At 73.1% G+C, this 23557-nt stretch carries 26 protein-coding genes; 17 read left to right on the top strand and 9 right to left on the bottom strand.

The genetic code is table 11. The features are described from left to right. Window positions 1-44 precede the first annotated feature (44 nt). Together ACZ4WV_RS30700 and ACZ4WV_RS30695 are read left to right on the top strand one after the other, a co-directional pair. Window positions 45-1052: a Wzz/FepE/Etk N-terminal domain-containing protein gene (locus ACZ4WV_RS30700; protein WP_465751903.1), complete on the top strand. Its 1008-nt coding sequence runs from the start codon at window positions 45-47 to the stop codon at window positions 1050-1052. Then, window positions 1049-2209, top strand: a complete 1161-nt coding sequence (locus ACZ4WV_RS30695; RefSeq protein WP_465751902.1) for a GNAT family N-acetyltransferase — start codon at window positions 1049-1051, stop codon at window positions 2207-2209. The genes ACZ4WV_RS30700 and ACZ4WV_RS30695 overlap by 4 nt, the downstream gene beginning before the upstream one ends. 38 nt (window positions 2210-2247) lie before the next feature. Here ACZ4WV_RS30695 and ACZ4WV_RS30690 read toward each other — a convergent pair whose 3' ends face one another. Continuing rightward, a complete protein-coding gene (locus tag ACZ4WV_RS30690) occupies window positions 2248-3462 on the bottom strand; it encodes a glycoside hydrolase family 26 protein (protein WP_465751901.1) in 1215 nt (404 codons plus the stop codon). Between the two features lie 366 nt (window positions 3463-3828). Between ACZ4WV_RS30690 and ACZ4WV_RS30685 the strand changes: the two genes are divergently transcribed. The 9 genes from ACZ4WV_RS30685 to ACZ4WV_RS30645 all read left to right on the top strand — a co-directional run bounded on the left by ACZ4WV_RS30685 (window position 3829) and on the right by ACZ4WV_RS30645 (window position 10934). Continuing rightward, window positions 3829-4848 carry a hypothetical protein gene (locus ACZ4WV_RS30685; RefSeq protein ID WP_465751900.1) on the top strand — a complete coding sequence of 340 codons (1020 nt, stop codon included), beginning with the start codon at window positions 3829-3831 and terminating at the stop codon, window positions 4846-4848. A gap of 204 nt (window positions 4849-5052) precedes the next feature. Further along, on the top strand, window positions 5053-6651 hold the full coding sequence (locus ACZ4WV_RS30680) for an ABC-F family ATP-binding cassette domain-containing protein (RefSeq protein ID WP_465751899.1): 1599 nt from the start codon (window positions 5053-5055) through the stop codon (window positions 6649-6651). A 329-nt stretch (window positions 6652-6980) separates the two neighbouring features. Then, on the top strand, window positions 6981-7214 hold the full coding sequence (locus tag ACZ4WV_RS30675) for a helix-turn-helix domain-containing protein (RefSeq protein ID WP_465751898.1): 234 nt from the start codon (window positions 6981-6983) through the stop codon (window positions 7212-7214). Between the two features lie 230 nt (window positions 7215-7444). Beyond that, window positions 7445-8251 carry an enoyl-CoA hydratase/isomerase family protein gene (locus tag ACZ4WV_RS30670; RefSeq protein WP_465751897.1) on the top strand — a complete coding sequence of 269 codons (807 nt, stop codon included), beginning with the start codon at window positions 7445-7447 and terminating at the stop codon, window positions 8249-8251. Window positions 8252-8440: 189 nt separating this feature from the next. After that, the gene (locus ACZ4WV_RS30665) at window positions 8441-8974 is read left to right on the top strand and encodes an Asp23/Gls24 family envelope stress response protein (protein WP_465751896.1); all 534 of its coding nucleotides are present in this window, start codon (window positions 8441-8443) and stop codon (window positions 8972-8974) included. Window positions 8975-9062: 88 nt separating this feature from the next. Beyond that, window positions 9063-9254: a hypothetical protein gene (locus ACZ4WV_RS30660; protein WP_350749761.1), complete on the top strand. Its 192-nt coding sequence runs from the start codon at window positions 9063-9065 to the stop codon at window positions 9252-9254. Next, window positions 9254-9637 (top strand): Asp23/Gls24 family envelope stress response protein, encoded by a 384-nt coding sequence (locus ACZ4WV_RS30655; RefSeq protein WP_465751895.1) that lies wholly within the window; start codon window positions 9254-9256, stop codon window positions 9635-9637. Before ACZ4WV_RS30660 ends, ACZ4WV_RS30655 begins: the two co-directional genes overlap by 1 nt. After that, window positions 9634-10287, top strand: coding sequence for a DUF6286 domain-containing protein (locus tag ACZ4WV_RS30650; RefSeq protein ID WP_465751894.1), 654 nt, complete (start codon window positions 9634-9636; stop codon window positions 10285-10287). The genes ACZ4WV_RS30655 and ACZ4WV_RS30650 overlap by 4 nt, the downstream gene beginning before the upstream one ends. Beyond that, complete coding sequence (locus tag ACZ4WV_RS30645) at window positions 10284-10934, top strand: alkaline shock response membrane anchor protein AmaP (RefSeq protein WP_465751893.1); 651 nt, start codon at window positions 10284-10286, stop codon at window positions 10932-10934. The genes ACZ4WV_RS30650 and ACZ4WV_RS30645 overlap by 4 nt, the downstream gene beginning before the upstream one ends. Window positions 10935-10957: 23 nt before the next feature. On the opposite strand, the gene ACZ4WV_RS30640 is transcribed toward ACZ4WV_RS30645, so the two are convergent. After that, window positions 10958-11719, bottom strand: coding sequence for an SDR family oxidoreductase (locus tag ACZ4WV_RS30640; RefSeq protein WP_465751892.1), 762 nt, complete (start codon window positions 11717-11719; stop codon window positions 10958-10960). Window positions 11720-11862: 143 nt separating this feature from the next. Between ACZ4WV_RS30640 and ACZ4WV_RS30635 the strand changes: the two genes are divergently transcribed. Together ACZ4WV_RS30635 and trxA are read left to right on the top strand one after the other, a co-directional pair. Continuing rightward, a complete protein-coding gene (locus ACZ4WV_RS30635) occupies window positions 11863-12270 on the top strand; it encodes a MerR family transcriptional regulator (RefSeq protein ID WP_465751913.1) in 408 nt (135 codons plus the stop codon). Between the two features lie 3 nt (window positions 12271-12273). Next, a complete protein-coding gene (gene trxA / locus ACZ4WV_RS30630; protein WP_465751891.1) occupies window positions 12274-12618 on the top strand; it encodes a thioredoxin in 345 nt (114 codons plus the stop codon). 13 nt (window positions 12619-12631) lie between these two features. Here trxA and ACZ4WV_RS30625 read toward each other — a convergent pair whose 3' ends face one another. Then, complete coding sequence (locus ACZ4WV_RS30625; protein ID WP_465751890.1) at window positions 12632-13435, bottom strand: SURF1 family cytochrome oxidase biogenesis protein; 804 nt, start codon at window positions 13433-13435, stop codon at window positions 12632-12634. Window positions 13436-13466: 31 nt separating this feature from the next. After that, a complete protein-coding gene (locus ACZ4WV_RS30620) occupies window positions 13467-14462 on the bottom strand; it encodes a DEDDh family exonuclease (RefSeq protein ID WP_465751889.1) in 996 nt (331 codons plus the stop codon). A gap of 145 nt (window positions 14463-14607) precedes the next feature. On the opposite strand from ACZ4WV_RS30620, the gene ACZ4WV_RS30615 reads away from it, so the two are divergent. The 4 genes from ACZ4WV_RS30615 (at window position 14608) to moaA (ending at window position 18938) form a co-directional block, all read left to right on the top strand. After that, the gene (locus tag ACZ4WV_RS30615; protein WP_465751888.1) at window positions 14608-15651 is read left to right on the top strand and encodes a zinc-dependent alcohol dehydrogenase family protein; all 1044 of its coding nucleotides are present in this window, start codon (window positions 14608-14610) and stop codon (window positions 15649-15651) included. Between the two features lie 259 nt (window positions 15652-15910). Further along, window positions 15911-16267, top strand: a complete 357-nt coding sequence (locus ACZ4WV_RS30610; protein WP_465751887.1) for a DUF485 domain-containing protein — start codon at window positions 15911-15913, stop codon at window positions 16265-16267. Further along, window positions 16264-17871, top strand: coding sequence for a solute symporter family protein (locus ACZ4WV_RS30605; protein WP_465751886.1), 1608 nt, complete (start codon window positions 16264-16266; stop codon window positions 17869-17871). The genes ACZ4WV_RS30610 and ACZ4WV_RS30605 overlap by 4 nt, the downstream gene beginning before the upstream one ends. A 77-nt stretch (window positions 17872-17948) precedes the next feature. Next, complete coding sequence (gene moaA, locus ACZ4WV_RS30600) at window positions 17949-18938, top strand: GTP 3',8-cyclase MoaA (RefSeq protein ID WP_465751885.1); 990 nt, start codon at window positions 17949-17951, stop codon at window positions 18936-18938. On the opposite strand, the gene ACZ4WV_RS30595 is transcribed toward moaA, so the two are convergent. The 5 genes from ACZ4WV_RS30595 to ACZ4WV_RS30575 all read right to left on the bottom strand — a co-directional run bounded on the left by ACZ4WV_RS30595 (window position 18935) and on the right by ACZ4WV_RS30575 (window position 23533). After that, complete coding sequence (locus ACZ4WV_RS30595; RefSeq protein ID WP_465751884.1) at window positions 18935-19168, bottom strand: hypothetical protein; 234 nt, start codon at window positions 19166-19168, stop codon at window positions 18935-18937. The two genes, moaA and ACZ4WV_RS30595, sit on opposite strands and share 4 nt — an antisense overlap. Window positions 19169-19440: 272 nt before the next feature. Continuing rightward, window positions 19441-19839: a DUF3099 domain-containing protein gene (locus tag ACZ4WV_RS30590; RefSeq protein ID WP_465751883.1), complete on the bottom strand. Its 399-nt coding sequence runs from the start codon at window positions 19837-19839 to the stop codon at window positions 19441-19443. Window positions 19840-20001: 162 nt separating this feature from the next. Next, complete coding sequence (locus ACZ4WV_RS30585; RefSeq protein WP_465751882.1) at window positions 20002-20553, bottom strand: RNA 2'-phosphotransferase; 552 nt, start codon at window positions 20551-20553, stop codon at window positions 20002-20004. A gap of 29 nt (window positions 20554-20582) precedes the next feature. Further along, the gene (locus ACZ4WV_RS30580) at window positions 20583-21980 is read right to left on the bottom strand and encodes a metallopeptidase TldD-related protein (RefSeq protein WP_465751881.1); all 1398 of its coding nucleotides are present in this window, start codon (window positions 21978-21980) and stop codon (window positions 20583-20585) included. Then, a complete protein-coding gene (locus tag ACZ4WV_RS30575; RefSeq protein ID WP_465751912.1) occupies window positions 21980-23533 on the bottom strand; it encodes a TldD/PmbA family protein in 1554 nt (517 codons plus the stop codon). Before ACZ4WV_RS30575 ends, ACZ4WV_RS30580 begins: the two co-directional genes overlap by 1 nt. Window positions 23534-23557 lie beyond the last annotated feature (24 nt).

The raw sequence follows: 23557 nt of genomic DNA, 5'->3' as shown, positions 1-23557 counted from the left end.
CGCCCGCCGCCGGAACCGCCGTCCCACACCCAAGGAGCCACACCATGACCACACCGCGCCGAAGCGCCCGCCGCCTGGTCCGCCGTTGGTGGCCGGTGGCGCTCGCGGTGCCGCTGGGCGCCGCGGCCGGCGCCGGGTACGCCGTCGTCTCGCACCCGTCGTACTCCGCCACCGCCTACGTCCTCGTGGTGCCGCAGAACTCGGGGGAGGCGGCGACGGCGACCAACTTCGCCCAGGCCTACGGACGGCTGGCGGGCCAGCCGCAGGTCCTCGCGGTCGCGGCCGCCGAGACCGGCCGCACCCTGGCCGAGCTGGAGCCCCTGGTGGCGGGCACGACCTCTCCGGACGCACCGATGATCGAGATCACCGGCACCGGGACGCGTGCCGAGGACGCCGCCCGGACGGCCGACGCGGTGGCCCGCTCGTTGGTCGCCTTCGCCAACACCAGCAGCAAGGACACCAACGTCCGGCTGGTGACGCTGGCTCCGGCCTCCGAGCCGGACAAGCCCACCACGCCCTCCGCCCAGCTGGACGTCGCGGTCGGCGGCGCGGCCGGGGTGCTGCTCGGGTCGCTGGTGATGATGACCCGCCGCCGTGGCGGGGACGCCGCCGAGCCCGCGGCCGTCGAGGGCACCGAGACCCCGCGGGTCCCGCAGGCTACCGAGCTCCCCCGGATCACCCAGGCCCCGCAGGCCCCGCCGGTCCCACAGGCCGCCGGGGCGCCGGGGGCTGAGGGGGCCGAGGGGGCCGCCGAGGAGGTCGCCGTGCCGGCCGAGGCCCCGGCCACCCCGCGCCCGCGCAGCGGCACCGGGGCCGGCGCCAAGACCGTCACCAGGGCGGAGCCCAAGGCCGTCACCCGGGCCGAACCCAAGGCCGAGTCCAAGCGCGCCGCCAAGCCCGAGCCGAAGGCCGGAGCGGGAGCCGCGACCGAGCCGAAGACCGGCTCCGAAGCCCGGCCCGAGGCCGAGGCCGTGCCCGAGGCCAGGCGCAAGACCGCCGCCAAAGCCCCGGTGAAGGAGAAGGAGACCACCGCCACCGGGAGCAAGAGGTGAGCACCGAGGCTCGCCCGGCCTGCCTGCCGGCCCAGTCGGCCGCGCCCGCCTGGACCACCGAGCTGCGGTGCGAGGACGACGCCCTGGACACCCTCGCCGAGGAATGGGACGACCTGGTCGCCCGCTGCCGGACCGCCACCTTCTTCCAGGCCGCCGCCTGGCAGTGCTCCTGGTGGCGCCACTACGGCCGCCCCGGCGCGCTGCTGGTGGTGGTCGTCCGCCGGGACGGCCGGCTGGTCGGCGCGGGCGCCTTCATGCGGCGCCCCGGCCCGTTCGGCGGTCTGACCGGTCTGGGCGCCGGGCTGGTCGACTACGGCGACGTCCTGCTCGACGACGAGTGCGCGGACCGGGCCGCCGCCGAGTTCGCCGCCGCCCTCCCGCTCACCCGGCCCTGGCACTGGCTGGAGCTGCGCGAGGTGCACCCCGAGGCGGCGATGCAGCGGGTGTACGCGCACTGGCGTGGATCCCGCCGACGCCACCCGGACTCGATCTGCCAGTACCTCCCGGCCGTCCCGATGGAGCGGCTGCTCAAGCGGGTGCCCGGCAAGACCGCCCAGCGCAGCCGGGTGAAGCTGCGCAAGATCGCCGAGGCCGGGGTGCGGGTCAGCTCCGCACCGCCCGAGGAGGTGCCGGCCGCTCTGGAGGGGCTGCTGCGCCTGCACTTCCTGCAGTGGCAGGAGCGCGGCGTCACCCCGGAGCACCGGAGGGAACGCTTCGCCAAGCACCTGACCGAGTCCACCACCGGGCTGGTCGCCACCGGCCGGGCGGCCGTGCACCGGTTCCACCTGGACGGCGAGCTGGTCGCGGTCAACCTCCTGCTGCTCTGCCCGTCCTTCGGCGGGCTGTACTTGTACGGCGCCCACCCGGCGCTGCGCGAGCGGCTGGACATCGCCGGGCTGCTGTTCGGCGCGGCCCTGGACGAGACGGTCGCGGCGGGCATCCCGATGCTCGGGCTGCTGCGCGGCCAGGAGCCGTACAAGCAGCGCTGGCGGCCGGACCGGCTGCACAACCAGCGGCTGCTGCTGGGCCCGGCCGGTGCGGCCCCGGCGGCCGCCGTCCGGGCCGGGGCGGTGCGCGCCCGGCGCGCGGTGGCGGACGTGCTGAGCAGCCGGTTCCCCAGGCTGAAGGAGTTCCTGCCGGCCCGCCGGCACGGCTGAGCGGCTGCCCCCCGTCGCTCGGTGCCGCCGCCCGCCGCTCACCGCCGGGAGGGCGTCCCCGGCGCGGACGGCGTCGGCGGGCTCGGCGGCGTCGGTGCGCTCGGTACCGCCGGCGCGCTCGGTACGGCCGGTGCGCTCGGTACGGCCGGTGCGCTCGGCGGGCTGGGCGCCACCGGCACGATCGGGGCGGGTGGCGCCGTCGGCACCGCCGTCGGCGCCCCCTTCGAACCGGACATCAGCTGCTTGAAGACCGCGGCCGAACGCGGGTTGCTCCGGCACTGGTAGAAGCCGTGCGGGCAGTAGTCCGTGACGGTCTGGTAGGCGGTGTCGTGGGTGCGCATCCAGTCGACCATCCGCCGGACGAACTCGGGGTTGTCCCCGTTGCGGAACAGCCCCCACTCCGGGTACGAGACGGGCTTGCCGTGCCTGGCCGCGAACTCCACCTGGTCCTGCAGGCCGTAGGGCTCCCGCACGTAGTCGTCGAAGGTGCTCCCGGACGGCTGGTCGTAGCTGTCCGTGCCGATGATGTCGACCACGTCGTCGCCGGGGTAGCACTTGGTCCACGCGATGGCGTCCAGGCCGCGGTTCGGGGTGAAGTCGAAGCGGAACCGCTGGCCGGGCACCGAGCGCATCACCCCGACGATCCGCCGCCAGTAGGCCTTCCACGCGGTGGGGTCGGGCTTGCAGCGGTGGGTGTAGGTGACGCCGTTCATCTCCCAGCCGAGGGTGATGACGGTGTCCGAGCCGCCGAGGGCGACCAGGCGGCGGGCGAGCCGCAGGAAGTGGCTGTCGAAGTCCCCGCGGGCGCCCTGCGCGAGCAGCTTGGCGACGGTGCCGTCCGGGACGTTCGCCTCGTTGGGCACCAGCATCGGCACGCCGAGCACGAGCATCCGGGACGGGTCGGCCAGCCGCCACTGCGACCACATGCCGAGCACCACCGGCTCGCCCTCGATGTCGGCCCAGCCGTTGCCCGCCAGGTAGGTATGGCCGACCTGCAGGTTGGCGTCGCCCAACCACCGGGCGTACTGGCCGATCTGCGGGATGTAGTTGTCCCAGGAGCCGACGAAGGCGCCGAACGGCGGCTCGTGCTTCGGCCGTTGGACGGGCGGGCGGGGGGCGGCGCCGCGCGGCTCGAACGCGTCCGAGGAGAGGGTGTGCCGCTCCGTCTGACTGAGCGGTGTCCCGGCCGGGACACCGACCGTGGCCATCAGCAGCAGAGCGGCGGCGGCCAGTGTCAGACGGCCGATGCGCATGGTCTCTCCTCCGGGCGTCACGGGCGGGGGCGGACGGGACGCGGCGACGGAAGGTGGCGCCACGCTCGCCGACAGTAGGGCCGTCGGAGGGCGGGAAAGCCGAATGTCACCCTAAAGTGGGCGATATTCGAACGCCGTCTGCCGCAAGACCCCACCGGGAGGCGTCCGTGTATCAGCTCTGTAACGTTCCGACCGAGCCTGCGAGCCCTACCGCGGACCGCCGCGCCACCGCGCTGGGGGGCCTACGACGCAGGTGGGCGGGCAGGCATACGGGACCGGCGCACGCCGCCGAAAGCACGGCCGACGCCACCCGCGCGCGGCGATTCCGGGCTGACTCTCCCGCCCGGTGACAGGTACGCTCCGGCCGTGTCCTGGAAGCCGCCGCGTGTCCTCACCCCCCGGTCGATCCTGCCTGCCGTGGCGGTGATGCTGGTCCTTGCGGCCGGAGCGGCGGCGCACGCGAACAAGCCGGTGCCCTTCGGCGACCGGGTGGCAGGACCGGGCGACGCCGAGGCGACCCCGGTGAACTCGCAGTCCGGTGACTCGTCCGACCTGGACCTCAAGGTGGTCGGCCCCGCGCTGGAGGCGTACCACAAGACGACCGGGGAGCGGGCCTGGTCCTACCGCCGAGAGGGCGCCGAGGCGCTCTCCGTGGCGATGGCCGGCGACAACGCGATCGTGGTCTGGGACGACGGCCTGGTCACGTCGGTGCGCCCGGGCGACCACGAGGTGCGCTGGCACCGCGCGGTGCCCGGCCTCGCCGACTACCTGCGCGCCGACGGCGAGCCCGGTGCCGACAAGCGCACCGACGCGCAGCGCAAGCAGGCGGCCGTGCAGCGGGCCGCCGCCGCGCTGCACACCGTCCAGCGAGTCGGCTCGCCGTGGCTGGCCGTGGTGACGCCGAACCTGACCATGGGCCTGCGCGACGTCGACGGCGACCTGCGCTACAACGACCGGCCCGCCAACGGCTGCGTCTACGACCCGCTGCGCACCGTCCACACCGACTACGCGGTGCTCATCCCGCGCACCTGCACCAACGGCAGCGGAGTGGCCGTCTCCGGCGGCATCACCGGCTACCGGCTGGACAGCAACGGCTGGGCGATGAGCACCGGGCCGGCCGCGACGGTCAAGGTGCTGGACGCCAGCCGGGTGGAGATCACCGACGGCCCGATCGTCCCGCCCCGGGTGTTCGACACCAAGGCGGCGGCGCCCGAGACGGCCTGCGGCACCGCGGACGCGCCGTTCGCCGCCGTCCGCCAGCAGAACGGCTGCGCGGACCAGTCGGCGGGCCCGGCCGTCGACGTGCCCGCCGCCCCGGCCGACCCGACGGCGCCGACCGGCCCGGTGGCCCCCGCGACCGACCGACCGGACGCGGCGCAGCAGTAGCGCGGGCGCTTCCCCGTACCCCCGGGCGGTAATCCCCGGGGCGTTTCGCGCGGCCCGGTAGACTGGCCGTCATGGCTATCTTCTCCGGGCAATAGCGGGCGGCGGCGCCCCTCCTTCCCACCGCGCCGACCGCCGATGAAGCCCCTTCCCGCTGCCCGGGTCCGTCCCGGCCGCCCGCCCACGTCCCAGGAGTAGTTCCCAGCCATGATTTCCGCCAACGCCCTCGAACTGCGCGCCGGTGCCCGGATCCTGATCGAGTCCGCGAGCTTCAAGGTCGCCGCCGGTGACCGGATCGGTCTGGTCGGGCGCAACGGCGCCGGGAAGACCACGCTCACCAAGGTGCTGGCCGGCGAGGGCCTGCCGGCCGCCGGTACCATCACCCGTTCGGGCGAGGTCGGCTACCTCCCGCAGGATCCGCGCACCGGCGACCTGGACGTCCTCGCCAAGGACCGCATCCTCTCCGCCCGCGGCCTCGACACCGTGCTGAAGAAGATGCGCGAGAACGAGGACCGGATGGCCAACGGCAAGGGCGCCACCCGGGACAACGCGATGAAGAAGTACGCCCGGCTGGAGACCGAGTTCCTGACCAAGGGCGGGTACGCCGCCGAGGCGGAGGCCGCCACCATCGCCGCCGCGCTGGGCCTGCCGGACCGCATCCTCGGCCAGCCGCTGCACACCCTCTCCGGTGGCCAGCGCCGCCGCGTCGAGCTGGCCCGGATCCTGTTCTCGGACTCCGACGTGCTGCTGCTCGACGAGCCCACCAACCACCTGGACGCGGACTCGATCGTCTGGCTGCGGGACTTCCTGAAGACGTACAAGGGCGGCTTCATCGTCATCTCGCACGACGTCGACCTGGTCGAGACGGTCGTCAACAAGGTCTTCTACCTGGACGCCAACCGCTCCCGCATCGACGTCTACAACATGGGCTGGAAGCAGTACCAGCAGCAGCGCGAGGACGACGAGAAGCGCCGCAAGCGCGAGCGGGCCAACGCCGAGAAGAAGGCCGCGACCCTGAACGCGCAGGCCGACAAGATGCGCGCGAAGGCGACCAAGACGGTGGCCGCCCAGAACATGGCCCGCCGCGCCGACAAGCTGCTCTCCGGCCTGGAGCAGGTCCGGGTGAACGACAAGGTCGCCAAGCTGCGCTTCCCGGACCCGGCCCCCTGCGGCAAGACCCCGCTGACCGCCAGCGGCCTGTCCAAGTCCTACGGCTCGCTGGAGATCTTCACCGACGTCGACCTGGCGATCGACCGCGGCTCCCGGGTCGTCGTGCTGGGCTTCAACGGCGCCGGCAAGACCACCCTGCTGCGGATGCTGGCCGGGGTGGAGGCGCCGGACACCGGCGAGGTCATTCCGGGCCACGGTCTGAAGATCGGCTACTACGCCCAGGAGCACGAGACCCTCGACCCGGACCGTACCGTCCTGGAGAACATGCGCTCGGCCGCGCCGGACACCGACCTGGTGCAGATCCGCAAGATCCTCGGCTCCTTCCTGTTCTCCGGCGACGACGTGGACAAGCCGGCGGGGGTGCTCTCCGGCGGTGAGAAGACCCGTCTGGCCCTGGCCACCCTGGTGGTCTCCTCCGCCAACGTGCTGCTGCTGGACGAGCCCACCAACAACCTCGACCCGGCCAGCCGCGAGGAGATCCTGGGCGCGCTGCGCGAGTTCAGTGGCGCGGTCGTGCTGGTCACCCACGACGAGGGGGCTGTCGACGCGCTCCAGCCGGAGCGGATCATCCTCCTGCCCGACGGGGTGGAGGACCTCTGGAGCCCGGCCTACGCCGATCTGGTCTCGCTGGCCTGACCGGAAGTAGACGCCGCATCCGCTTTTCGGACCAGAAAAACTAGTCCCTACGGCGTGTCCGGGAATGAAGTAGGCCCGGATTCCGTTTGACGACTTCCCGTCGGCCCGCCACTCGATCGTGGTCGGGCCGACCGCTGCTGATCAGCTCTTTCACGGCGAACGGCCGGAACCCGCCCGGGGGCGTGCACTCTGCGTGAGCGCCCTGATGCGCTCGGATCACCACCGCAGGACCACGCATTTGCGACATCGACCTTGTCGAATGGGTGGCCAGGACGCGGTGGATGGGTGATCATGGGAATCTGACCGAGCAACGCTACGAGGAGGCACGGGTGGCCGAGACTCTGAAAAAGGGCAGCCGGGTGACCGGTGCCGCGCGTGAGAAGCTCGCGGCCGATCTCAAGAAGAAGTACGACTCCGGGGCGAGCATTCGCGCTCTCGCGGAGGAGACCGGTCGTTCGTACGGCTTCGTGCACCGGATGCTGAGCGAGTCCGGAGTGATCCTCCGGGGCCGCGGTGGTGCCACGCGGGGCAAGAACAAGGCGACTGCTGGGGCTGCTTCCTGACGGGCCGTCAGCACATGGCTGAATGACGCGGCGGCACGGCGCCGGCCGAGGAGACGACGGCTGATCCCAGCCGGGTCCGCCCTCGCGTCGAGCGGACCGGCCGCCGATCGTCATGCCCGGGCCCGGGCCCGCTCCCGCCCTCCGACTCTTTCCGGGCCGGGTGCCCTGCCCGTCCGAGCCCAGGTTTGTTACTCTCCGGTAGCCACGTCCCTCGCCACCGGAGGTCCCGCATGACCGCCCCCGCCACCGACCCGCAGGCTCCGAGCTGGGAGCGGGACGGCGTCCGCCTGGAGATCGACGGCGAACTCGCCGTCGTCACCCTCTGTCAACCCAAGCGGCGCAACGCCCAGTCCCCGGCGCTCTGGCGCGCCCTCGCCGCTGCCGGGCGCGAACTGCCCGGCAGCGTCCGGGTGGTGCTGCTCCGCGCGGAGGGCGTCTCCTTCTCCGCCGGCCTGGACCGGGCCATGTTCACCCCCGAGGGCATCCCCGGCGAGCCCACCTTCCTCCAGCTCGCGGGCTCCGACGACAAGGAGCTCGACGACACCATCGCCTCCTACCAGGAGGCCTTCACCTGGTGGCGCCGCGCCGACCTGGTCTCTATCGCCGTCGTGCAGGGCCACGCCGTGGGCGCGGGCTTCCAGCTCGCCCTCGGCTGCGACCTGCGGGTGGTCGCCGACGACGTGCAGTTCGCGATGAAGGAGACCTCGCTCGGCCTGGTCCCCGACCTGGCCGGGACCAAGCCGCTGGTCGAACTGGTGAGCTACGCCCGGGCGCTGGAGATCTGCGCGACCGGCCGCTGGGTCGGCGCGGAGGAAGCCGCCGCGACCGGACTGGCCAACCTGGCCGTCCCCGCGGCGGAGCTGGACGCCGCCGCCCGCGACCTCGCCGCCGCCCTCCTGGCCGCTCCGCGGGGTGCGGTGATCGAGACCAAGGCGCTGCTGCAGGGGGCCGCCGGGCGCTCCTTCGACGAGCAGCGTTCCGCCGAACGGGCGGCGCAGGCGCGTCGGCTGCGGGAACTGGCGGGGATCGGCGACTGAGGTCCTCCGGCACTCGTACGAGGCCCGGCCCCGGGGAACACCGGGGCCGGGCCTTCGGCGTTCCCGGGGCTTTCGGTGGGCTTTCGAAGGGCTTCGGGGTGAGCTTTCGGCGGGCGGGGACCGTGGCGAAATGTCAGAGTTGATGAGGTTTGCGATATAGCTGGAGCCGTACGACGGGAGATGTGCCCTATGCCTGACACTCCGACGCCCGCGACCCTGCACAAGACCCCCGGCGGCACCCATACGCCCGGCCCGCCCGGTGCCAGGCCCGGCTCCGGCGCGGGCGGCGGCGAGACCGGCCGATCGACCGGTGAGCGCGGCCGGACGGCGCTGGCCGTGGGGGTGGTCGAGAAGATCGCCGGGATGGCCGCCCGGGAGGTCGCCGGCATCCACGCCCTGGGCTCCGGGCTGGCCCGCACCTTCGGGGCCATGCGGGACCGGGTGCCCGGCGGGAAGTCCAGCATCGGGCGCGGGATCAAGGCCGAGGTCGGCGAGAAGCAGACCGCGATCGACATCGCCCTGGTGGTCGAGTACGGCGTGGTCATCCCGGACCTGGCGCGTCAGGTGCGGGAGAACATCATCGGCGCGGTGGAGCGGATGACCGGACTGGAGGTCGTCGAGGTCAACATCGCGGTCAACGACGTCCACCTTCCGGACGAACCGGAGTTCGACGAGGAAGAGGAGCCGGTGGCGTCGTCGGGGCAGCGGCCCAAGCTCAAGTAGGCCGGCGCTCAGGTAGGCCCACGGTCATCAGGTCGCGTCCCCGGGTTCGTCGAACGCCGGGGACGCGAGGGAGACGAGGGAGTAGCGGATGAACCTGGCCATGGTCGGCCTGGTGGTGGGGATGGCCCTCGGCTTCGCCGGGTACTTCGGCGGGTTCGCGGCGTTCCTGCTGGTGGCGGCGCTGGGGCTGGTCGGCTTCGTGGTCGGGCGGTTGCTGGAGGGCGACATCGAGCTGGGCGACCTCGGGGACCTGCTCCGCGGTCGTGACCGGCGGCGCTGATGGGGGCCTCGGATACCGCAGCCGCCACGGCCACCAGCCCCGCCGCTGCCACCGCCACCGCCGTTGTCGCGGCCCGGCGGGGGCGGCTGCGGGTCGCGGACCGCGTCTACGCCCGGATCGCCGACCACGCCGTGCGGGAAGTGCTCGCGCAGGCGTGGGCCGGGAGGTCGGCGAAGGGCGCGCCGCCACGGGTGTCGGTGGCCGTGCCGGGCAGCACGGTGACCGTTCGGGTGACCGTCGAGCTGCCGTTCCCGGCGGACCTCGCGGGGCTCGCCGGCGCGCTGCGGGAGCGGGTGGCCGACCGGGTGGCCGGGCTGACCGGGACCAGGGTGTCCGCCGTGGTCGTCGTGGTGGAGAGGTTGATCGCGGGGGGAGCGTGGTGAGCGAGGAGGGGCTCCGGGAGCCGTCGGCGGTCGCGGCGAAGGTCCGGCGGTTGCGGGCCACCCGGGCCGGCGCGGCCGCGCTGGTCGCCACGGCGGTGCTGGTGGTGGCGGGAGCGCTGCTGTACGACGTGATCGCGGTACGGGCCGGGCAGCCGGCCAGACGGTGGCGGGCGCAGATCGCGGACGAGCTGGCGACGCGTCACCTGGACGACCTGTGGGTGCTGGTGGGGGCGGGCGTCGCCACGCTGCTGGGCGGGTGGCTGCTCTGGCTGGCGATCGCGCCCGGGCTGCGGCGGTGGTTGGTGCTGCGGCCGTACGGCGGGACGCGTGCGGCCATCGACAAGGGCGGGATCGGACATCTGCTGGCGGACCGGGCGGCCGGACTGGACGGCATCGACCACCTGAGGATCCGGGTGGGGCGGCGGAGGATCAGGGTGACGGTGCGCGGGCCCGCCGATCCGGCGTCGGTGCAGCGGCAACTGCGCGAGGAGTTGGGACGGGTGGGCCTGGCGCGGCCGTTGCGGCTGGATGTCCGGACGGTGGGGCGGCGGGAGGCCGGCCCGGACGCCGACCTGGACGCCGGCCTGGGTGCCGGCGGCGCTGCTGGGGTGGGTGAGGCCGGTGGGGCCGGGGAGAGGGCGGCGCGGTGAGGACGGTCGTCAACCGGGTGCTGTTGGGCGTGGTCGGGGCGGTCCTGCTGGGGGTCGGGGTGCTGGTGCTGGCGGGCGGCCTGGACCTGTACCGGCGGCTGGGGGTCGATCCGCCGAGCTGGTGGCCGCTCACCTCGCCGGATCAGCCGGTGGTCAGCGCGCGGTCGCGGGAGCGGTGGGTGGGGTCGTCCTGGTGGTGGCCGACGGTGATCGGGGGACTGTCGGTGCTGGTGGTGGGGATGGCGTGGTGGCTGGTGGCGCAGCTGCGGCGGACCGGGCTGTCGAGCATCGCGGTGCCCACGCCGGGGGTGAGCGGGCTGCGGTTGCGGGTGAATGCGAGGGCGCTGGAGGAGGCGCTGGAGAGCGGGACGGTGGTGCTGCCGGAGGTCGAGCGGGTGGGGGTGCGGTTGGTGCGGGCGCCGCGGCACCCGCGGTTGCGCGGGGCCGTACGGCTGACGCCGGGCGGGGATCCGGTGGGGCTCGTGGAGCACTTCGAGGACGGCCCCCGGTCGGACGCCGTCAAGAGCCTGGGGCTGGCGGAGCTGCCGGCCGAGCTGCGGATCCGGGTGTTGCAGGAGGCCCCCGTCGAGCGTCGGCGAAGGTCGCGTGGTCGCCGGGACCGGCGGGGGCGTCCGCGGGTGGTGTAGGGAAAGCTCGGGCGGACGGGTGATCAGAGGGTGCGGAGGGCGCCGCCGTCGATGGGGACCATGATGCCGGTCAGGTAGGAGGCGGCGGGGGAGAGCAGGAAGGCGGCGACCTTGCCGAACTCCTCGGGGGTGCCATAACGGCCGAGCGGGATGCCGGCGCAGTGCTGGGCGCGGGCGGCCGCCGGGTCGGGGGCGAGGGAGTCGAGCTCGCGGACCCGGTCCGTGTCGATCCGGGCGGGCAGCAGGCCGAGGACCCGGATGCCGCGGGGGCCGAGCTCGTCGGCGAGGGACTTGGCGGCCATGGCGAGGCCGGGGCGCAGGCCGTTGGAGATGCCCAGGCCGGCGATCGGCTGACGGACCGAGCTGGAGAGCACGAAGCCGATCACGCCGCCGTCGTGGAGGGCGGCGGCGGTGGTGCGGGCGATCCGGAGGGCGCCGAGGAAGACGGATTCGAAGGCGTCGCGCCAGGCGGACTCGGGGGTGGTCTCGACCGGGCCGGCCTGGGGGCCGCCGACGCTGATCAGGATGCCGTCGAGGCGGCCGAAGCGGTCGCGAGCCTCGGTGATCAGGCGCTCGGCGGTGTCGGGGGCGGCGTTGTCGGCGACCAGGCCGTGGGCGGTGCCGAGGGTGTTCAGTTCGGTGACGGCGGCGTCGACGGCGTCCTGGGTGCGGCCGCTGATGAGGACGCGGGCGCCGTCGGCGGCGAGTTCACGGGCGGTGGCGAGGCCGAGGCCCCGGGTGGCGCCGGTGACGATGTAGGCCTTGTCCTTGAGTCCTAGATCCATGGGGGACATCTTGCCCGGTGGAGGCGGTGTTGGTGTGGGGGGTGGCTGCTGGGGCGGCTGCGAGGGTGTTGCCAGGGGGCTGGCGTTGACGCGTGCGGCAAGGTTTACGGTCGTTGGCGGCTGTACGGAAGGAGTGGTTCGGCGTGCGGATCGGGGAGTTGGCGGAGCGGGCGGGGACGACCACGCGGGCGTTGCGGTACTACGAGCAGTTGGGGTTGTTGCCGGCCCGGCGGGCGGGCAACGGGTACCGGGCGTACGACGAGGGGGATCTGCGGCTGCTGCGGGAGATCCGGATGTTGCAGGACTTCGGGTTCGGGTTGGAGGAGACCCGGCCGTTCGTGGAGTGCCTGCGGGCGGGGCACCCGGAGGGGGATTCCTGTCCGGCTTCGCTGGAGGTGTACCGGCGGAAGCTGTCCGAGCTGGACGAGTGCATCGCCAGGTTGCGGGACGTCCGGCGGCAGGTGGCCGGGCAGTTCGAGCGGGCGGTGCGGGCGCGGGACGAACTCGCGGCTTCCGAGCAGCCGCCGATGTGTGAACTGGTGAAGGAGTAGACGATGGTGGACATCGCGGGTGTGCCGGCGGTCACGGACGAGACGTTCGACGCCGAGGTGCTGGCGGCGCAGGGCCCGGTGCTGGTGGACTTCACGGCGGACTGGTGCCCGCCGTGCCGGATGATGGCGCCGGTGCTGGCGGACATCGCGCGGGAGGAGGCGCACCGGCTGCGGGTGGTGAGCCTGGACGTGGACCGCAATCCGCGGACGCAGGCGGCGTACGGGGTGCTGTCGATGCCGACGCTGATGGTGTTCCGGGACGGGCAGCCGGTGCGGTCGGTGGTGGGGGCGCGGGCGAAGGCGCGGTTGCTGCGGGAGCTGGACGACGTGCTCCGGATCTCCGGATGAAGACGGGCTGCGGCTACGCCGGGAGGGCGTCGAGGGGGACCTCGGCTTCGGCGGCCTGCTTGGCGCGGTCCTTGGCCTCGCGGCGGACGAGGACCCAGACACCGACCGGGATCATCGCGGTGAACAGCCACCACTGGATGGCGTAGGCCATGTGCGGGCCGATGTCGGAGTGGTTGGGCTCGGGGATCAGCTGGGGCTGGTCGGCCGGGGCCGGGGTGGTGCCGGTGAGTTCGAGGTAGCCGCCGAGGAGGGTGGTGCCGGTCTCCTTGGCCTGCTGCTCGGTGTTGATCAGGTTGAACTGGCGGGGCGGCAGTCCGGCCCGGTCCTTGACGAACCCGCCGCTGCTGCCGGCGGTCTCGTCGGCGCGCAGCCGGCCGGTGAGGGTGACCTCGCCGGTCGGGGCGGCCGGGACGGGCGGGTACTCGAGGGCGCCGTCACCGGAGGGGACCCAGCCGCGGTTGACCAGTACGGTGCCCTTGCCGTCGGCGAGCTTCAGCGGGGTGACGACGAAGTAGCCGATCGTCCCGTTGGAGTCGGTGCGCTTGCGGACCACGAACTCGTGCGCCGGGTCGTACTGCCCGGTGGCCGTCACGGCGTGCCAGGTGAGGTCCGTGGGCACCGTGGAGCCGGGGGTCGGCGAGAGGGTGTCGAAGGGCTCGGGCGAGGCGGTGAGGGCCTTGCCGATCAGCTCGTTCCGGGCCACCCGCGCCTCGTGGCGGTGCAGCTGCCAGAAACCCAGCTTGATCGTCGCGGGGATCAGCAGCAGCGCGATCAGCATGGTGATCAGCCACTGGCGGGTCAGCAGAAAACGGTACACATGGGAACGGTACGCCGACCTCACAACCGGCTCACGCACCGGGGTGCGGGGCGACCTCCTGCAGCAACTGGAGGAAGGCGTCCTCGCCGACCACCGGGGTGCCGACCTCGCGGGCCTTGCGGGCCTTGCCGCTCCAGCTGTTCGGCTCATTGGTGACCAGCAGGCTGGTGAGGCGGCTCACGGAGCCGGCGACGTGCAGGCCGGCCTCGGTGGCGCGGTCCTCCAGCACCTCCCGGTCGGTGGCGGTGTCGCCGGTGAAGGCCACCCGCATCCCCTGGACGAGGGGCTTGCCGTCCTCCCAGCGCCCCGGGTTGGGGTACGGGCAGGGCGGCCGCTTCTTGGCCTGGCGGTACTGGGAGCCGGTCCAGTTGCCGCGGCCGGGGGTGGCGGGTTCGTCGTCGCCGAGGTCGGTGACGGCGACGCAGTTCTGGAGCGGGAGCGGTACGCCGTGGTGGCGGGCGAGGTGGAGGCTGGGGCGGAAGGCCTCGGCGAGCACCCGGGCGTCGTCCAGGGCGTTGTGGGCGTGGCGCTGCTGGACGCCGAAGTGTGTGGCGAGCGAGGAGAGCTTGCCGTTGGGCAGGGGCAGGCGCAGGTCGCGGGAGAGGACCATGGTGCACAGCCGCTGCTCGACCGGGGCGCGCCGGCCGGCCCGGGAGAACTCGCGGGAGATCATGTTCCAGTCGAAGAGCGCGTTGTGGGCGACCAGGACGCGGTTCTCCAGGCGCGCGGCGAACTCGTCGGCGATCTCGGGGAACGTCGGGGCGCAGGAGAGCAGTTCAGCGGTGAGGCCGTGGATCCAGACCGGGCCCGGGTCCCGCTCCGGGTTGACCAGGGTGTACCAGTGGTCGGTGACCTCGCCGTCCGGGTCCAGCTGGTAGACGCCCGCCGAGATGACGCGGTCGGAGCGGCCGAGACCGGTGGTCTCGACGTCGACCACCGCGAAGCCCTCGGCGGGGGCGGCGGAGCGCTGGGCGGGGACCGGGGCGGTCCGCGGCGCGCCGTACGTCTCGGGCTGGATCGGTTGCATGGTCCAACAGGATAAGGGGCGCGTAGGAGGGGACCGGTCGGCGTGTCGTGACGGAGAAGCCGGAATAGAGTGGTCGGCGGGGGTGTCGTACAGCTGGTCGAATCGTTTCCGGCCGCCCGGCCGGATTTTGTGTGAGGAAGAACGCATGCGCGCCACCGTGATCCACGGCCCCCATGACATCCGCATCGAAGAGGTGCCGGACCCGGTGATCCAGCATCCGACGGACGTGGTGGTCCGGGTGGTGAACGCCTGCATCTGTGGCAGTGACCTGTGGGCCTACCGCGGGGTGGCGCCGCGGGTGGCCGGGCAGCGGATCGGGCACGAGTTCCTGGGCGTGGTCGAGGAGGCCGGCGCCGAGGTCCGCGACTTCGCCGTGGGCGACCTCGTGGTGGCGCCCTTCGTCTGGTCGGACGGGGTCTGCGACTTCTGCCGGGAGGGGCTGCAGACCTCCTGCCCGCACGGCGGGTTCTGGGGGCAGGTCGGCTCGGACGGCGGACAGGGCGAGGCGGTCCGGGTGCCGTTCGCGGACGGGACGCTGGTGAAGCTGCCGAAGGAGGCGGCCGGTGACGAGAAGCTACTGCCGGGGCTGCTGGCGCTGTCGGACGTGATGTCCACCGGGCACCACGCGGCGGTCTCGGCCCGGGTGCGTCCGGGGGCGACGGTCGCGGTGGTGGGTGACGGCGCGGTGGGCCTGTGCGGCGTGCTCGCGGCGCACCGGCTGGGTGCGGGCCGGATCATCGCGCTGGGCCGTCACCCCGCCCGGACGGAGCTGGCCCGCCGCTTCGGCGCGACCGACGTGGTGGCCGAGCGCGGGGACGCCGCCGTCGAGGCGGTCAAGGAGCTGACCGGCGGCGTGGGCGCGCACGCGGTGCTGGAGGCGGTCGGTACCGAGGAGTCGATGCGGACGGCGATCTCGATCACCCGGGACGGCGGCTCGGTTGGTTACGTGGGTGTGCCGCACGGCGGCAGCGCGGGCGTCGACATCGGCCAGATGTTCGGCCGAAACGTTTCGCTGAACGGCGGCGTGGCGCCCGCCCGCGCGTACATCCCCGAGCTGCTGCCGGACGTGCTCTCCGGGGCCATCGAGCCCGGGCTGGTGTTCGACCGCACGGTCGACCTGGACGGCGTTCCGGACGGCTACCGGGCGATGGACGACCGCTCGGCGCTGAAGGTCCGCGTCGCGTTCTGACGCGACGTCAAGAGGGGCGGCGCCGTTGGCCGGTGCCGCCCCTTTCGCATGGGGAGCCGATGTCGTGACGTGACGCGAGGGGTGGTTTTCGGCCAATCGGCTAGTGCGAGGGGGTGAACGAATGGCTGATCGCGGCGAACCCCTTCCCGGCCGGGCGGGACGCTCCTAGCATTGCGCGGCGCGCACGAGACATGTGACGCCCCTCACGTTCGATCGTCCCACTCGTGTGACCGCTACGCCGAAGGAGTGAGGAGACAGAGTGGATTCGCCGCCGATCACCACTACCGATACGGACGTCCAACTCATCGATGACAGCGAGGAGTTCCGTACCCTGCGGCGCTCGTTCCGGAGCTTCGCCTTCCCGGTCACCATCGGCTTCGTGCTCTGGTACCTGCTCTACGTCCTGCTCTCCTGCTACGCGCCCGGACTGATGGGCACCAAGGTCGTCGGGCACGTCAACGTCGCCCTGGTGCTCGGGCTGCTGCAGTTCGTCACCACCTTCGCCATCGCCGCCTGGTACGCCCGCTACGCGGACCGGCGGATCGACCCGCCCGCCGCGGCGATCCGCGAGGCCCACGGCGCCGTCGTCCACGCCCCCCGGGAGGCCGCCGAATGACCGTGCTCGCCAGCTCCGCCACGGAGCACCGCGGCCTGACGATGGCCCTGTTCGGACTGTTCGTGGTGGCCACCCTGGTCATCACCGTCTGGGCCGGACGGCAGAACCGCAGCGCCGCCGACTTCTACGCCGGCGGCCGCGGCTTCACCGGCTTCCAGAACGGCCTGGCCATCTCCGGCGACTACATGTCCGCCGCCTCGTTCCTGGGCATCGCCGGCACCATCGCCCTGGCCGGGTACGACGGCTTCCTGTACTCGATCGGCTTCCTGGTCGCCTGGCTGGTCGCGCTGCTGCTGATCGCCGAGCCGCTGCGCAACTCCGGCCGGTTCACCATGGCGGACGTGCTCGCGTTCCGGATGCGCCAGCGCCCGGTGCGCACCGCGGCGGGGGTCTCGACCATCGTGGTGTCGATCTTCTACCTGCTGGCGCAGATGGTCGGGGCGGGGACGCTGGTCGCCCTGCTCCTCGGGGCGGAGGGGAACGCCGCCAAGCGCTGGACCATCGTCGGGGTCGGCGCCCTGATGATCGTCTACGTGGTGATAGGGGGGATGAAGGGCACCACCTGGGTGCAGATCGTCAAGGCGGTGATGCTGATCGCCGGCGCCGCGCTGATGACCGTACTGGTGCTCGCCAAGTACCACTTCAACCCCTCCGAGCTGCTGGGCGCGGCGGCCAGCGCCAGCGGCAAGGGCGAGGCCTTCCTCCAACCCGGGCAGAAGTACGGCAGCGGCACCGCGAAGCTCGACTTCATCAGCCTCGGCATCGCGCTGGTGCTCGGCACCGCCGGCCTGCCGCACATCCTGGTCCGCTTCTACACCGTGCCCACCGCCAAGGCGGCCCGGAAGTCGGTGCTCTGGGCGATCGGCATCATCGGCGTCTTCTACCTGATGACCCTGGCGCTCGGCTTCGGCGCCGCCGCGCTGGTCGGCTCCAAGCAGATCAAGGCGGCCAACGCGGCCGGCAACACCGCGGCCCCGCAACTGGCCGAGGCGCTCGGCGGCGGCAGCGGCAGCACCGGCGGCGCGATCCTGCTCGCCGTGATCTCGGCTGTCGCCTTCGCCACCATCCTGGCCGTGGTCGCCGGGCTCACCCTGGCCTCCTCGGCCTCCTTCGCCCACGACCTGTACGCCAACGTGATCCGGCGCGGCAAGGCGACCGAGCGGGAGGAGGTGATGTCGGCGAAGTGGGCGGCCGTGGCGATCGGCGCGGTCTCGATCGTGCTCAGCCTCTTCGCCGACAAGCTCAACACCGCCGCGCTGGTGGCGCTCGCCTTCGCGGTGGCGGCCTCGGCGAACCTGCCCACGCTGCTCTACTCACTGTTCTGGAAGCGCTTCACCACCGCCGGCGCGGTCAGCTCGGTCTACGCCGGCCTGATCTCCTCGGTGCTGCTGGTGGTCTTCTCCCCGGTGGCCTCGGGCGCGAAGACCTCACTCTTCCCGAACGCCGACTTCCACTGGTTCCCGCTGGAGAACCCCGGCCTGGTCTCCATCCCGGTCGGCTTCCTGGCCGGCTGGCTCGGCACCCTGCTGTCGAAGGAACCCACCGACCCGGCGAAGTACGCTGAACTGGAGGTCCGCTCGCTCACCGGGCTGGGCGCCCACTGATCATCCCGCGATGACTATGCTGGCCCGGCCCGCCGTGACGGTGGCCGGGCCGGCCGCATTTTCGGGAAGGGACGCACGTGCTGCTCGACACCTTCGGACGACAGGCCGTCGACCTGCGGGTCTCCTTGACCGACCGGTGCAACCTGAGATGCACCTACTGCATGCCGGAGGAAGGCCTGCAGTGGCTGGCCAAGCCCGACCTGCTGGCCGATGAGGAGATCGTCCGGCTGGTCTCCCTGGCCGTCCGGGACCTGGGCGTGCGCGAGGTCCGCTTCACCGGTGGCGAGCCGCTGCTGCGCCCCGGACTCGTCGCCATCGTGGCCGCCTGCTCGGAGCTGGAGCCGCGCCCCGAGCTGTCGCTGACCACCAACGGCATCGGGCTGGCCCGCACCGCGACCGCGCTGCGCGAGGCCGGACTCGACCGGATCAACGTCTCGCTGGACACCCTCGACCCCGAGGTGTTCCACACCCTCACCCGCCGCCGTCGCCACCAGGACGTACTGGACGGGCTGGCCGCCGCGGAGACCGCCGGGCTGACGCCGGTCAAGCTGAACACCGTGCTGATGCGCGGCGTCAACGACCACGAGGCCGCCGACCTGCTGGCCTGGTGCCTGGAGCGCGGCTACGAACTGCGCTTCATCGAGCAGATGCCGCTGGACGCCCAGCACGGCTGGGACCGGTCCTCGATGGTCACCGCGGCGGAGATCCTGGACCTGCTGAGCGCGCGCTTCACGCTCACCCCGGAGCCGGCCGCGGGCCGGGGCGCGGCGCCCGCCGAACGCTGGGTGGTGGACGGCGGCCCGGGCCGGGTCGGCGTGATCGCCTCGGTCACCCGGCCGTTCTGCCGGGCCTGCGACCGGACCCGGCTGACCGCCGACGGGCAGGTGCGCAACTGCCTGTTCGCGACCGGGGAGACCGACCTGCGCAGCGCGCTGCGCTCGGGGGCGGACGACGCGGAGCTGGCCACGCTGTGGCGGGCGGCGATGTGGGGCAAGAAGGCCGGAGCCGGGATCGACGACCCGGAGTTCCTGCAGCCCGAGCGGCCGATGTCGGCGATCGGCGGCTAGCGCCCTGCGGGCCCCTCGGGAGTCTCCGAGTAGTCGGCGAAGGCGACGACCTCCTTGAGGAAGCCGCGGACGCCCAGGAACTGGGACAGGTGCTCGCGGTGCTCCTCGCAGGCCAGCCAGGTCTTGCGGCGGTCCGGGGTGTGCAGTTTGGGGTTGTTCCACACCAGCACCCAGCGGGCGTCCGCCCGGCAGCCCTTGGCGGAGCAGATCGGCGTCTGCGGGGTGTCCATCGGGTCGTCCTCGGGTGCTCGGCGGGTTGATCGTCGCCGTCAGTCTTTCACGAGCACCAGCGGGGGCCCGGTGGTCGGACGGGCCCGTCCGGATCCGGACATGGCGACGCCGGGCAGCCACGGGGGGAGCCGCCCGGCGTCGGTCCGTCGCTCCGACGGGGGATGCGGAGCGCGTACGCAGTATGTCACGCCGACACCCTCGGATGGGGAGGTCTTGCATGATTAATCTGAGGTTCTTTTGAGCTTTCGCAGGGCCGAAACGCGCCCAACCGTCACGAATCGGGTGAGGGGTCCGCGCTCGGTGAAGTCCCGGTGCCGGGGGCCTTTGCCTGTCCTGTACCGCTGGACGCTCCAGCCCCACCCGTACCACCCGGGCCGAGCATCAGCGGGGTGTCGTGCGGGATGTCGAAGGTGCTCGGCAGCCCGGGCATCCGCTCCCGGCCGGCGTTGGCGACCAGCACCGCGAAGTAGGGCAGCAGCACACCGCCCGCCAGTGCGGCGACCGCCAGCCAGCGCTGGACGTCCCACAGCACCACCGCGAGCAGCACGCAGAGCGTGCGGATCAGCATCGAGATGACGTAGCGGCGCTGACGCCCCCGGACGTCCTCGGTGAGACTGCTGCGAGCCCCGGTGATCCGGTAGATCCGTCCGCCCTCGGCGTTCTTGCGCATGTGTCCTACCGCCCTCGTCCGCGCACCCGCGCGCCGTGCCGCGCGGCCTCCTCACGGTACGCCCGGGCGCCCGGGAGCGACGAGACCGGGTGGGCGGGGCCCACCCGGTCGGGCGTGATAGGGAGCCGTCCGGCGGCAGCGGTGTCCGGGGAGATCCGGCCGCTACGAGCGGCGGGAGAGGTACTGCGGGGGAACGGCGTCGGTGAGCCAGACGCCGTTCTCGCTGAGCCGGAACTCGTGGCCGGCCGCCGCCATGGCGGCCGCGTTCACGGTCAGCACCACCGGGCGGCCGTGCCGGGCGCCGACCCGGGTCGCCGTCTCGGTGTCCGCCGACAGGTGGACGTCCCGGCGGGTCATCGGGCGCAGGCCCTCGCGGAAGATCGACGCCAGGTGGCGGTCGGCGGTGCCGTGGTAGAGCACGTGGGGCGGGGTGGTGGCGGTCAGGCCGAGGTCGACCGCCACCGTGTGGCCCTGGTTGGCGCGGATCGAGAGGCCGTCGGGCGAGTAGCCGAAGCGGCGCTTGTCGCTGGTGGCCACGACGTGGTCGAGCTCGGCCCGGGTGAGCGGCCTGCCCTCCGCCTCGAGGGCGATGAGCAGTTCGTCGATCCGGACCCACCCGGCCCCGTCCAGGGTGATCCCCACCAGCTCCGGCTCGTGCCGCAGGATGCGCGACAGCATCCTGCTCGTTCTGACCAGCCGCTTCTCGTCCGTCATGTCTCTCGTATCCCCCCGTCGGCCGCCGGCTATGAGGCCTGGCTCACCGAACTCATGTTGAAGTCCGCGACACGCACGGGTGGCATCGCGGTGCGGGTGAAGTAGTCGCTCCACTCGCGGGGCAGGCAGCGCTCGGTGCGGCCCACCTCGGTGATCCGGCCGAGCAGGTCGACCGGGGACTCGTTGAACCGGAAGTTGTTGACCGCGCCGACCACCTCGCCGTTCTCCACCAGGTACACGCCGTCCCGGGTGAGGCCGGTGAGCAGCAGCGTCGCCGGGTCCACCTCGCGGATGTACCAGAGGCAGGTGAGCAGCAGACCGCGCTCGGTGCGGGCGATCATCTCCTCCAGCGTCGGCGCGGACTCCTGGCCGGCCGTCTCCAGCACCAGGTTGTCGATCGCCGGGCGCAGCGGCAGGCCGGTGAGGCCGGCCGCGTGGCGGCTGGTGATCAGGTCGGTCAGCACGCCCTCGCGGACCCACTCGGTGGCGGTGATCGGCGCGCCGTTGTCGAAGACCGAGACGTCGCCGCCGCTGCGGTGGGCCAGCACGAAGGGGACGGCCTCCAGGCCCTCCTCGCGCGGGTCGGAGCGCAGCGTCAGGGGCAGGCCGGCGAGCTTGTCGCCGATCCTGGTACCTCCGCCGGGCTTGGAGAAGACGGTGCGGCCCTCGTGGGCGTCCCGGCCGCCGGAGGACCAGCTGAGGTAGATCATCAGGTCGGCGACGGCCGAGGGCGGCAGCAGCGTCTCGTAGCGCCCGGCCGGCAGGTCGACCTTGCGGGCGCCCCAGCCGAGGCGCTTGGTCAGCTCGGCGTGCAGGGCCTCCACGTCGATGTCGGAGAAGTCCCGGGTGGCGGCGCCGACCCAGGCCGAGCCGGACAGGTCGGCGGTCTTGGCGTTGATCTCGACCATGCCGGTGGGCTGGTCGTGGCGCAGCCGCAGGCCGGTGGAGCTGCCCAGGTAGCTGGTGGTGACCTCGTGCCGGGCGAAGCCGTACAGCAGCTCGCCCTGCGCAGCGGCGCGGGCGAAGGCCGCGCCGAGGGCCGGGCCGAAGGCGTCGAAGACCTCGATCGAGGTCTCGGCGGGCGGCCGGGTGAAGTCCGGGGAGGCCGGCCGGTCGGCGACCAGCGGCTGGGCGTCCTCGGCCGGGCCGGCCGCGCGGGCGGCCTCCTCGGCGGCCCGGACCAGGCCCTCGACGTCCTCGGCGGTGACGGCCTCGCGGGAGACCACGCCGGAGGCGGTGCCCTCGGCGCCGGCCACGGTGGCGATCACGGTGAGGCGGCGGCCGCGGGTGACACCGTTGGTGGTCAGCGCGTTGCCGGCCCAGCGCAGGTTGGCGGTGGACTCCTCGTCGGCGATCACCACGCAGCCGTCCGCGCGGGAGAGGCCGAGGGCCAGCTCGACGAGTTCGTGGGGCTGCATCGCGGACATCAGTGACCCGCCTCCTGCTGGGTGTTGAGCACGTTGACGTTGCGGAACAGCGCCGACGGGCAGCCGTGGCTGACCGCCGCGACCTGGCCGGGCTGGGCCTTGCCGCAGTTGAAGGCGCCGCCGAGGACGTAGGTCTGCGGGCCGCCGACGGCGGCCATCGAGCCCCAGAAGTCGGTGGTGGTGGCCTGGTAGGCGAAGTCCTTGACCTGGCCGGCGAGTTCGCCGTTCTTGATGGCGTAGGCGCGCTGGCCGGTGAACTGGAAGTTGTAGCGCTGCATGTCGATCGACCAGGACCGGTCGCCGACGATGTACAGGCCGTTCTCCACCCCGGCGAACAGGCCCTCGGTGTCCGGGCCGCCGGCGGCGGGCTGGAGCGAGACGTTGGCCATCCGCTGCACCGGCACGTGCGCCGGGGAGTCCGCGAAGGCGCAGCCGTTGGAGCGCTCGAAGCCCTTCAACCTGGCCATGCTCCGGTCGAGTTGGTAGCCGACCAGGATGCCGTCCCGGACCAGGTCCCAGGACTGGGTGGCCACGCCCTCGTCGTCGTAGCCGATGGTGGACAGGCCGTGCTCGGCGGTGCGGTCACCGGTGACGTGCATCAGCTCGGAGCCGTACTTCAGAGTGCCGAGCTGGTCGAAGGTGGCGAAGGAGGTGCCGGCGTAGGCGGCCTCGTAGCCGAGCGCGCGGTCCAGCTCGGTGGCGTGACCGATCGACTCGTGGATGGTCAGCCACAGGTTGGACGGGTCGATGACCAGGTCGTAGCGGCCCGCCCGGACGCTCGGGGCCTTCATCTTCTCGGCCAGCAGCACGGGCAGTTCGGCGATCTCCGCGTCCCAGTCCCACTCGGTGCCGGTGAGGTACTCGTAACCGCGGCCGACCGGCGGCGCGAGGGTGCGCATCGAGTCGAAGGCGCCGGTGCGCTCGTCGACCGAGGTCGCCTCCAGGTCGGAGTAGAGCCGGATCCGCTGCTGGGTCGTCACGGTGCCGGCGGTGTCCGCGTAGAACTTGTTCTCCTGGACGGTCAGCAGGGCCGCCTGGACGTGCGAGACGCCCCGGGCGGCCAGCAGCCGGGAGCTGCGCTCGGCGAGCAGGGCGGTCTTCTCGACGTCCGGCACCTCGAAGGGGTTGACCTCGTACGCGGAGACCCAGGTGACGTCCCGGTGGACCGGTTCGTCGGCCAGCTCGACCCGCTCGCCGGAGCCGGCCGCCCGGCTGATCCCGCCGGACAGGCGCGCCACGGCGACGGCCTGGGCGGCGACCGCCGCGGCGGCCTCAGGGGTCAGGTCCACCCCGGCGGCGAAGCCCCAGGCGCCGTCCAGCAGGACGCGGACGGCGAAGCCGAGCTGCACGCTGTCGGAGGTGCCGGCCGGGCGGGCGTCGCGCAGCCGCCAGGACGCGCTGCGGACCCGTTCCAGGCGGAAGTCGGCGTGGCTTGCGCCGAGTTCACGGGCGCGGGTGAGGGCGGCGTCGGCGAGGGGGCGCAGCGGGAGGGCGAGGAACAGCGGGTCGACGGCGCGCCCGGTCGGGGCGCCGGCGCTGTCGGCCGGAGGGATCGGAGGCAATCGGGCTCCCAGGTC

This window comes from Kitasatospora sp. NPDC029312, assembly GCF_055569215.1.
Note: the sequence above shows the minus strand (reverse complement) of the source record. Positions and strands in the feature narration are given on the sequence as shown.

Coding starts and splice junctions, on each gene's coding strand:
- trxA (WP_465751891.1), top strand. CDS start 12,274: ATGGTGGACATCGCGGGTGTGCCGGCGGTCACGGACGAGACGTTCGAC.
- ACZ4WV_RS30595 (WP_465751884.1), bottom strand. CDS start 19,168: ATGGACACCCCGCAGACGCCGATCTGCTCCGCCAAGGGCTGCCGGGCG.
- ACZ4WV_RS30655 (WP_465751895.1), top strand. CDS start 9,254: ATGGGGGCCTCGGATACCGCAGCCGCCACGGCCACCAGCCCCGCCGCT.
- ACZ4WV_RS30700 (WP_465751903.1), top strand. CDS start 45: ATGACCACACCGCGCCGAAGCGCCCGCCGCCTGGTCCGCCGTTGGTGG.
- ACZ4WV_RS30660 (WP_350749761.1), top strand. CDS start 9,063: ATGAACCTGGCCATGGTCGGCCTGGTGGTGGGGATGGCCCTCGGCTTC.
- ACZ4WV_RS30605 (WP_465751886.1), top strand. CDS start 16,264: ATGACCGTGCTCGCCAGCTCCGCCACGGAGCACCGCGGCCTGACGATG.
- ACZ4WV_RS30665 (WP_465751896.1), top strand. CDS start 8,441: ATGCCTGACACTCCGACGCCCGCGACCCTGCACAAGACCCCCGGCGGC.
- ACZ4WV_RS30590 (WP_465751883.1), bottom strand. CDS start 19,839: ATGCGCAAGAACGCCGAGGGCGGACGGATCTACCGGATCACCGGGGCT.
- ACZ4WV_RS30680 (WP_465751899.1), top strand. CDS start 5,053: ATGATTTCCGCCAACGCCCTCGAACTGCGCGCCGGTGCCCGGATCCTG.
- ACZ4WV_RS30670 (WP_465751897.1), top strand. CDS start 7,445: ATGACCGCCCCCGCCACCGACCCGCAGGCTCCGAGCTGGGAGCGGGAC.
- ACZ4WV_RS30580 (WP_465751881.1), bottom strand. CDS start 21,980: ATGTCCGCGATGCAGCCCCACGAACTCGTCGAGCTGGCCCTCGGCCTC.
- ACZ4WV_RS30640 (WP_465751892.1), bottom strand. CDS start 11,719: ATGGATCTAGGACTCAAGGACAAGGCCTACATCGTCACCGGCGCCACC.
- ACZ4WV_RS30690 (WP_465751901.1), bottom strand. CDS start 3,462: ATGCGCATCGGCCGTCTGACACTGGCCGCCGCCGCTCTGCTGCTGATG.
- ACZ4WV_RS30620 (WP_465751889.1), bottom strand. CDS start 14,462: ATGCAACCGATCCAGCCCGAGACGTACGGCGCGCCGCGGACCGCCCCG.
- ACZ4WV_RS30585 (WP_465751882.1), bottom strand. CDS start 20,553: ATGACGGACGAGAAGCGGCTGGTCAGAACGAGCAGGATGCTGTCGCGC.
- ACZ4WV_RS30615 (WP_465751888.1), top strand. CDS start 14,608: ATGCGCGCCACCGTGATCCACGGCCCCCATGACATCCGCATCGAAGAG.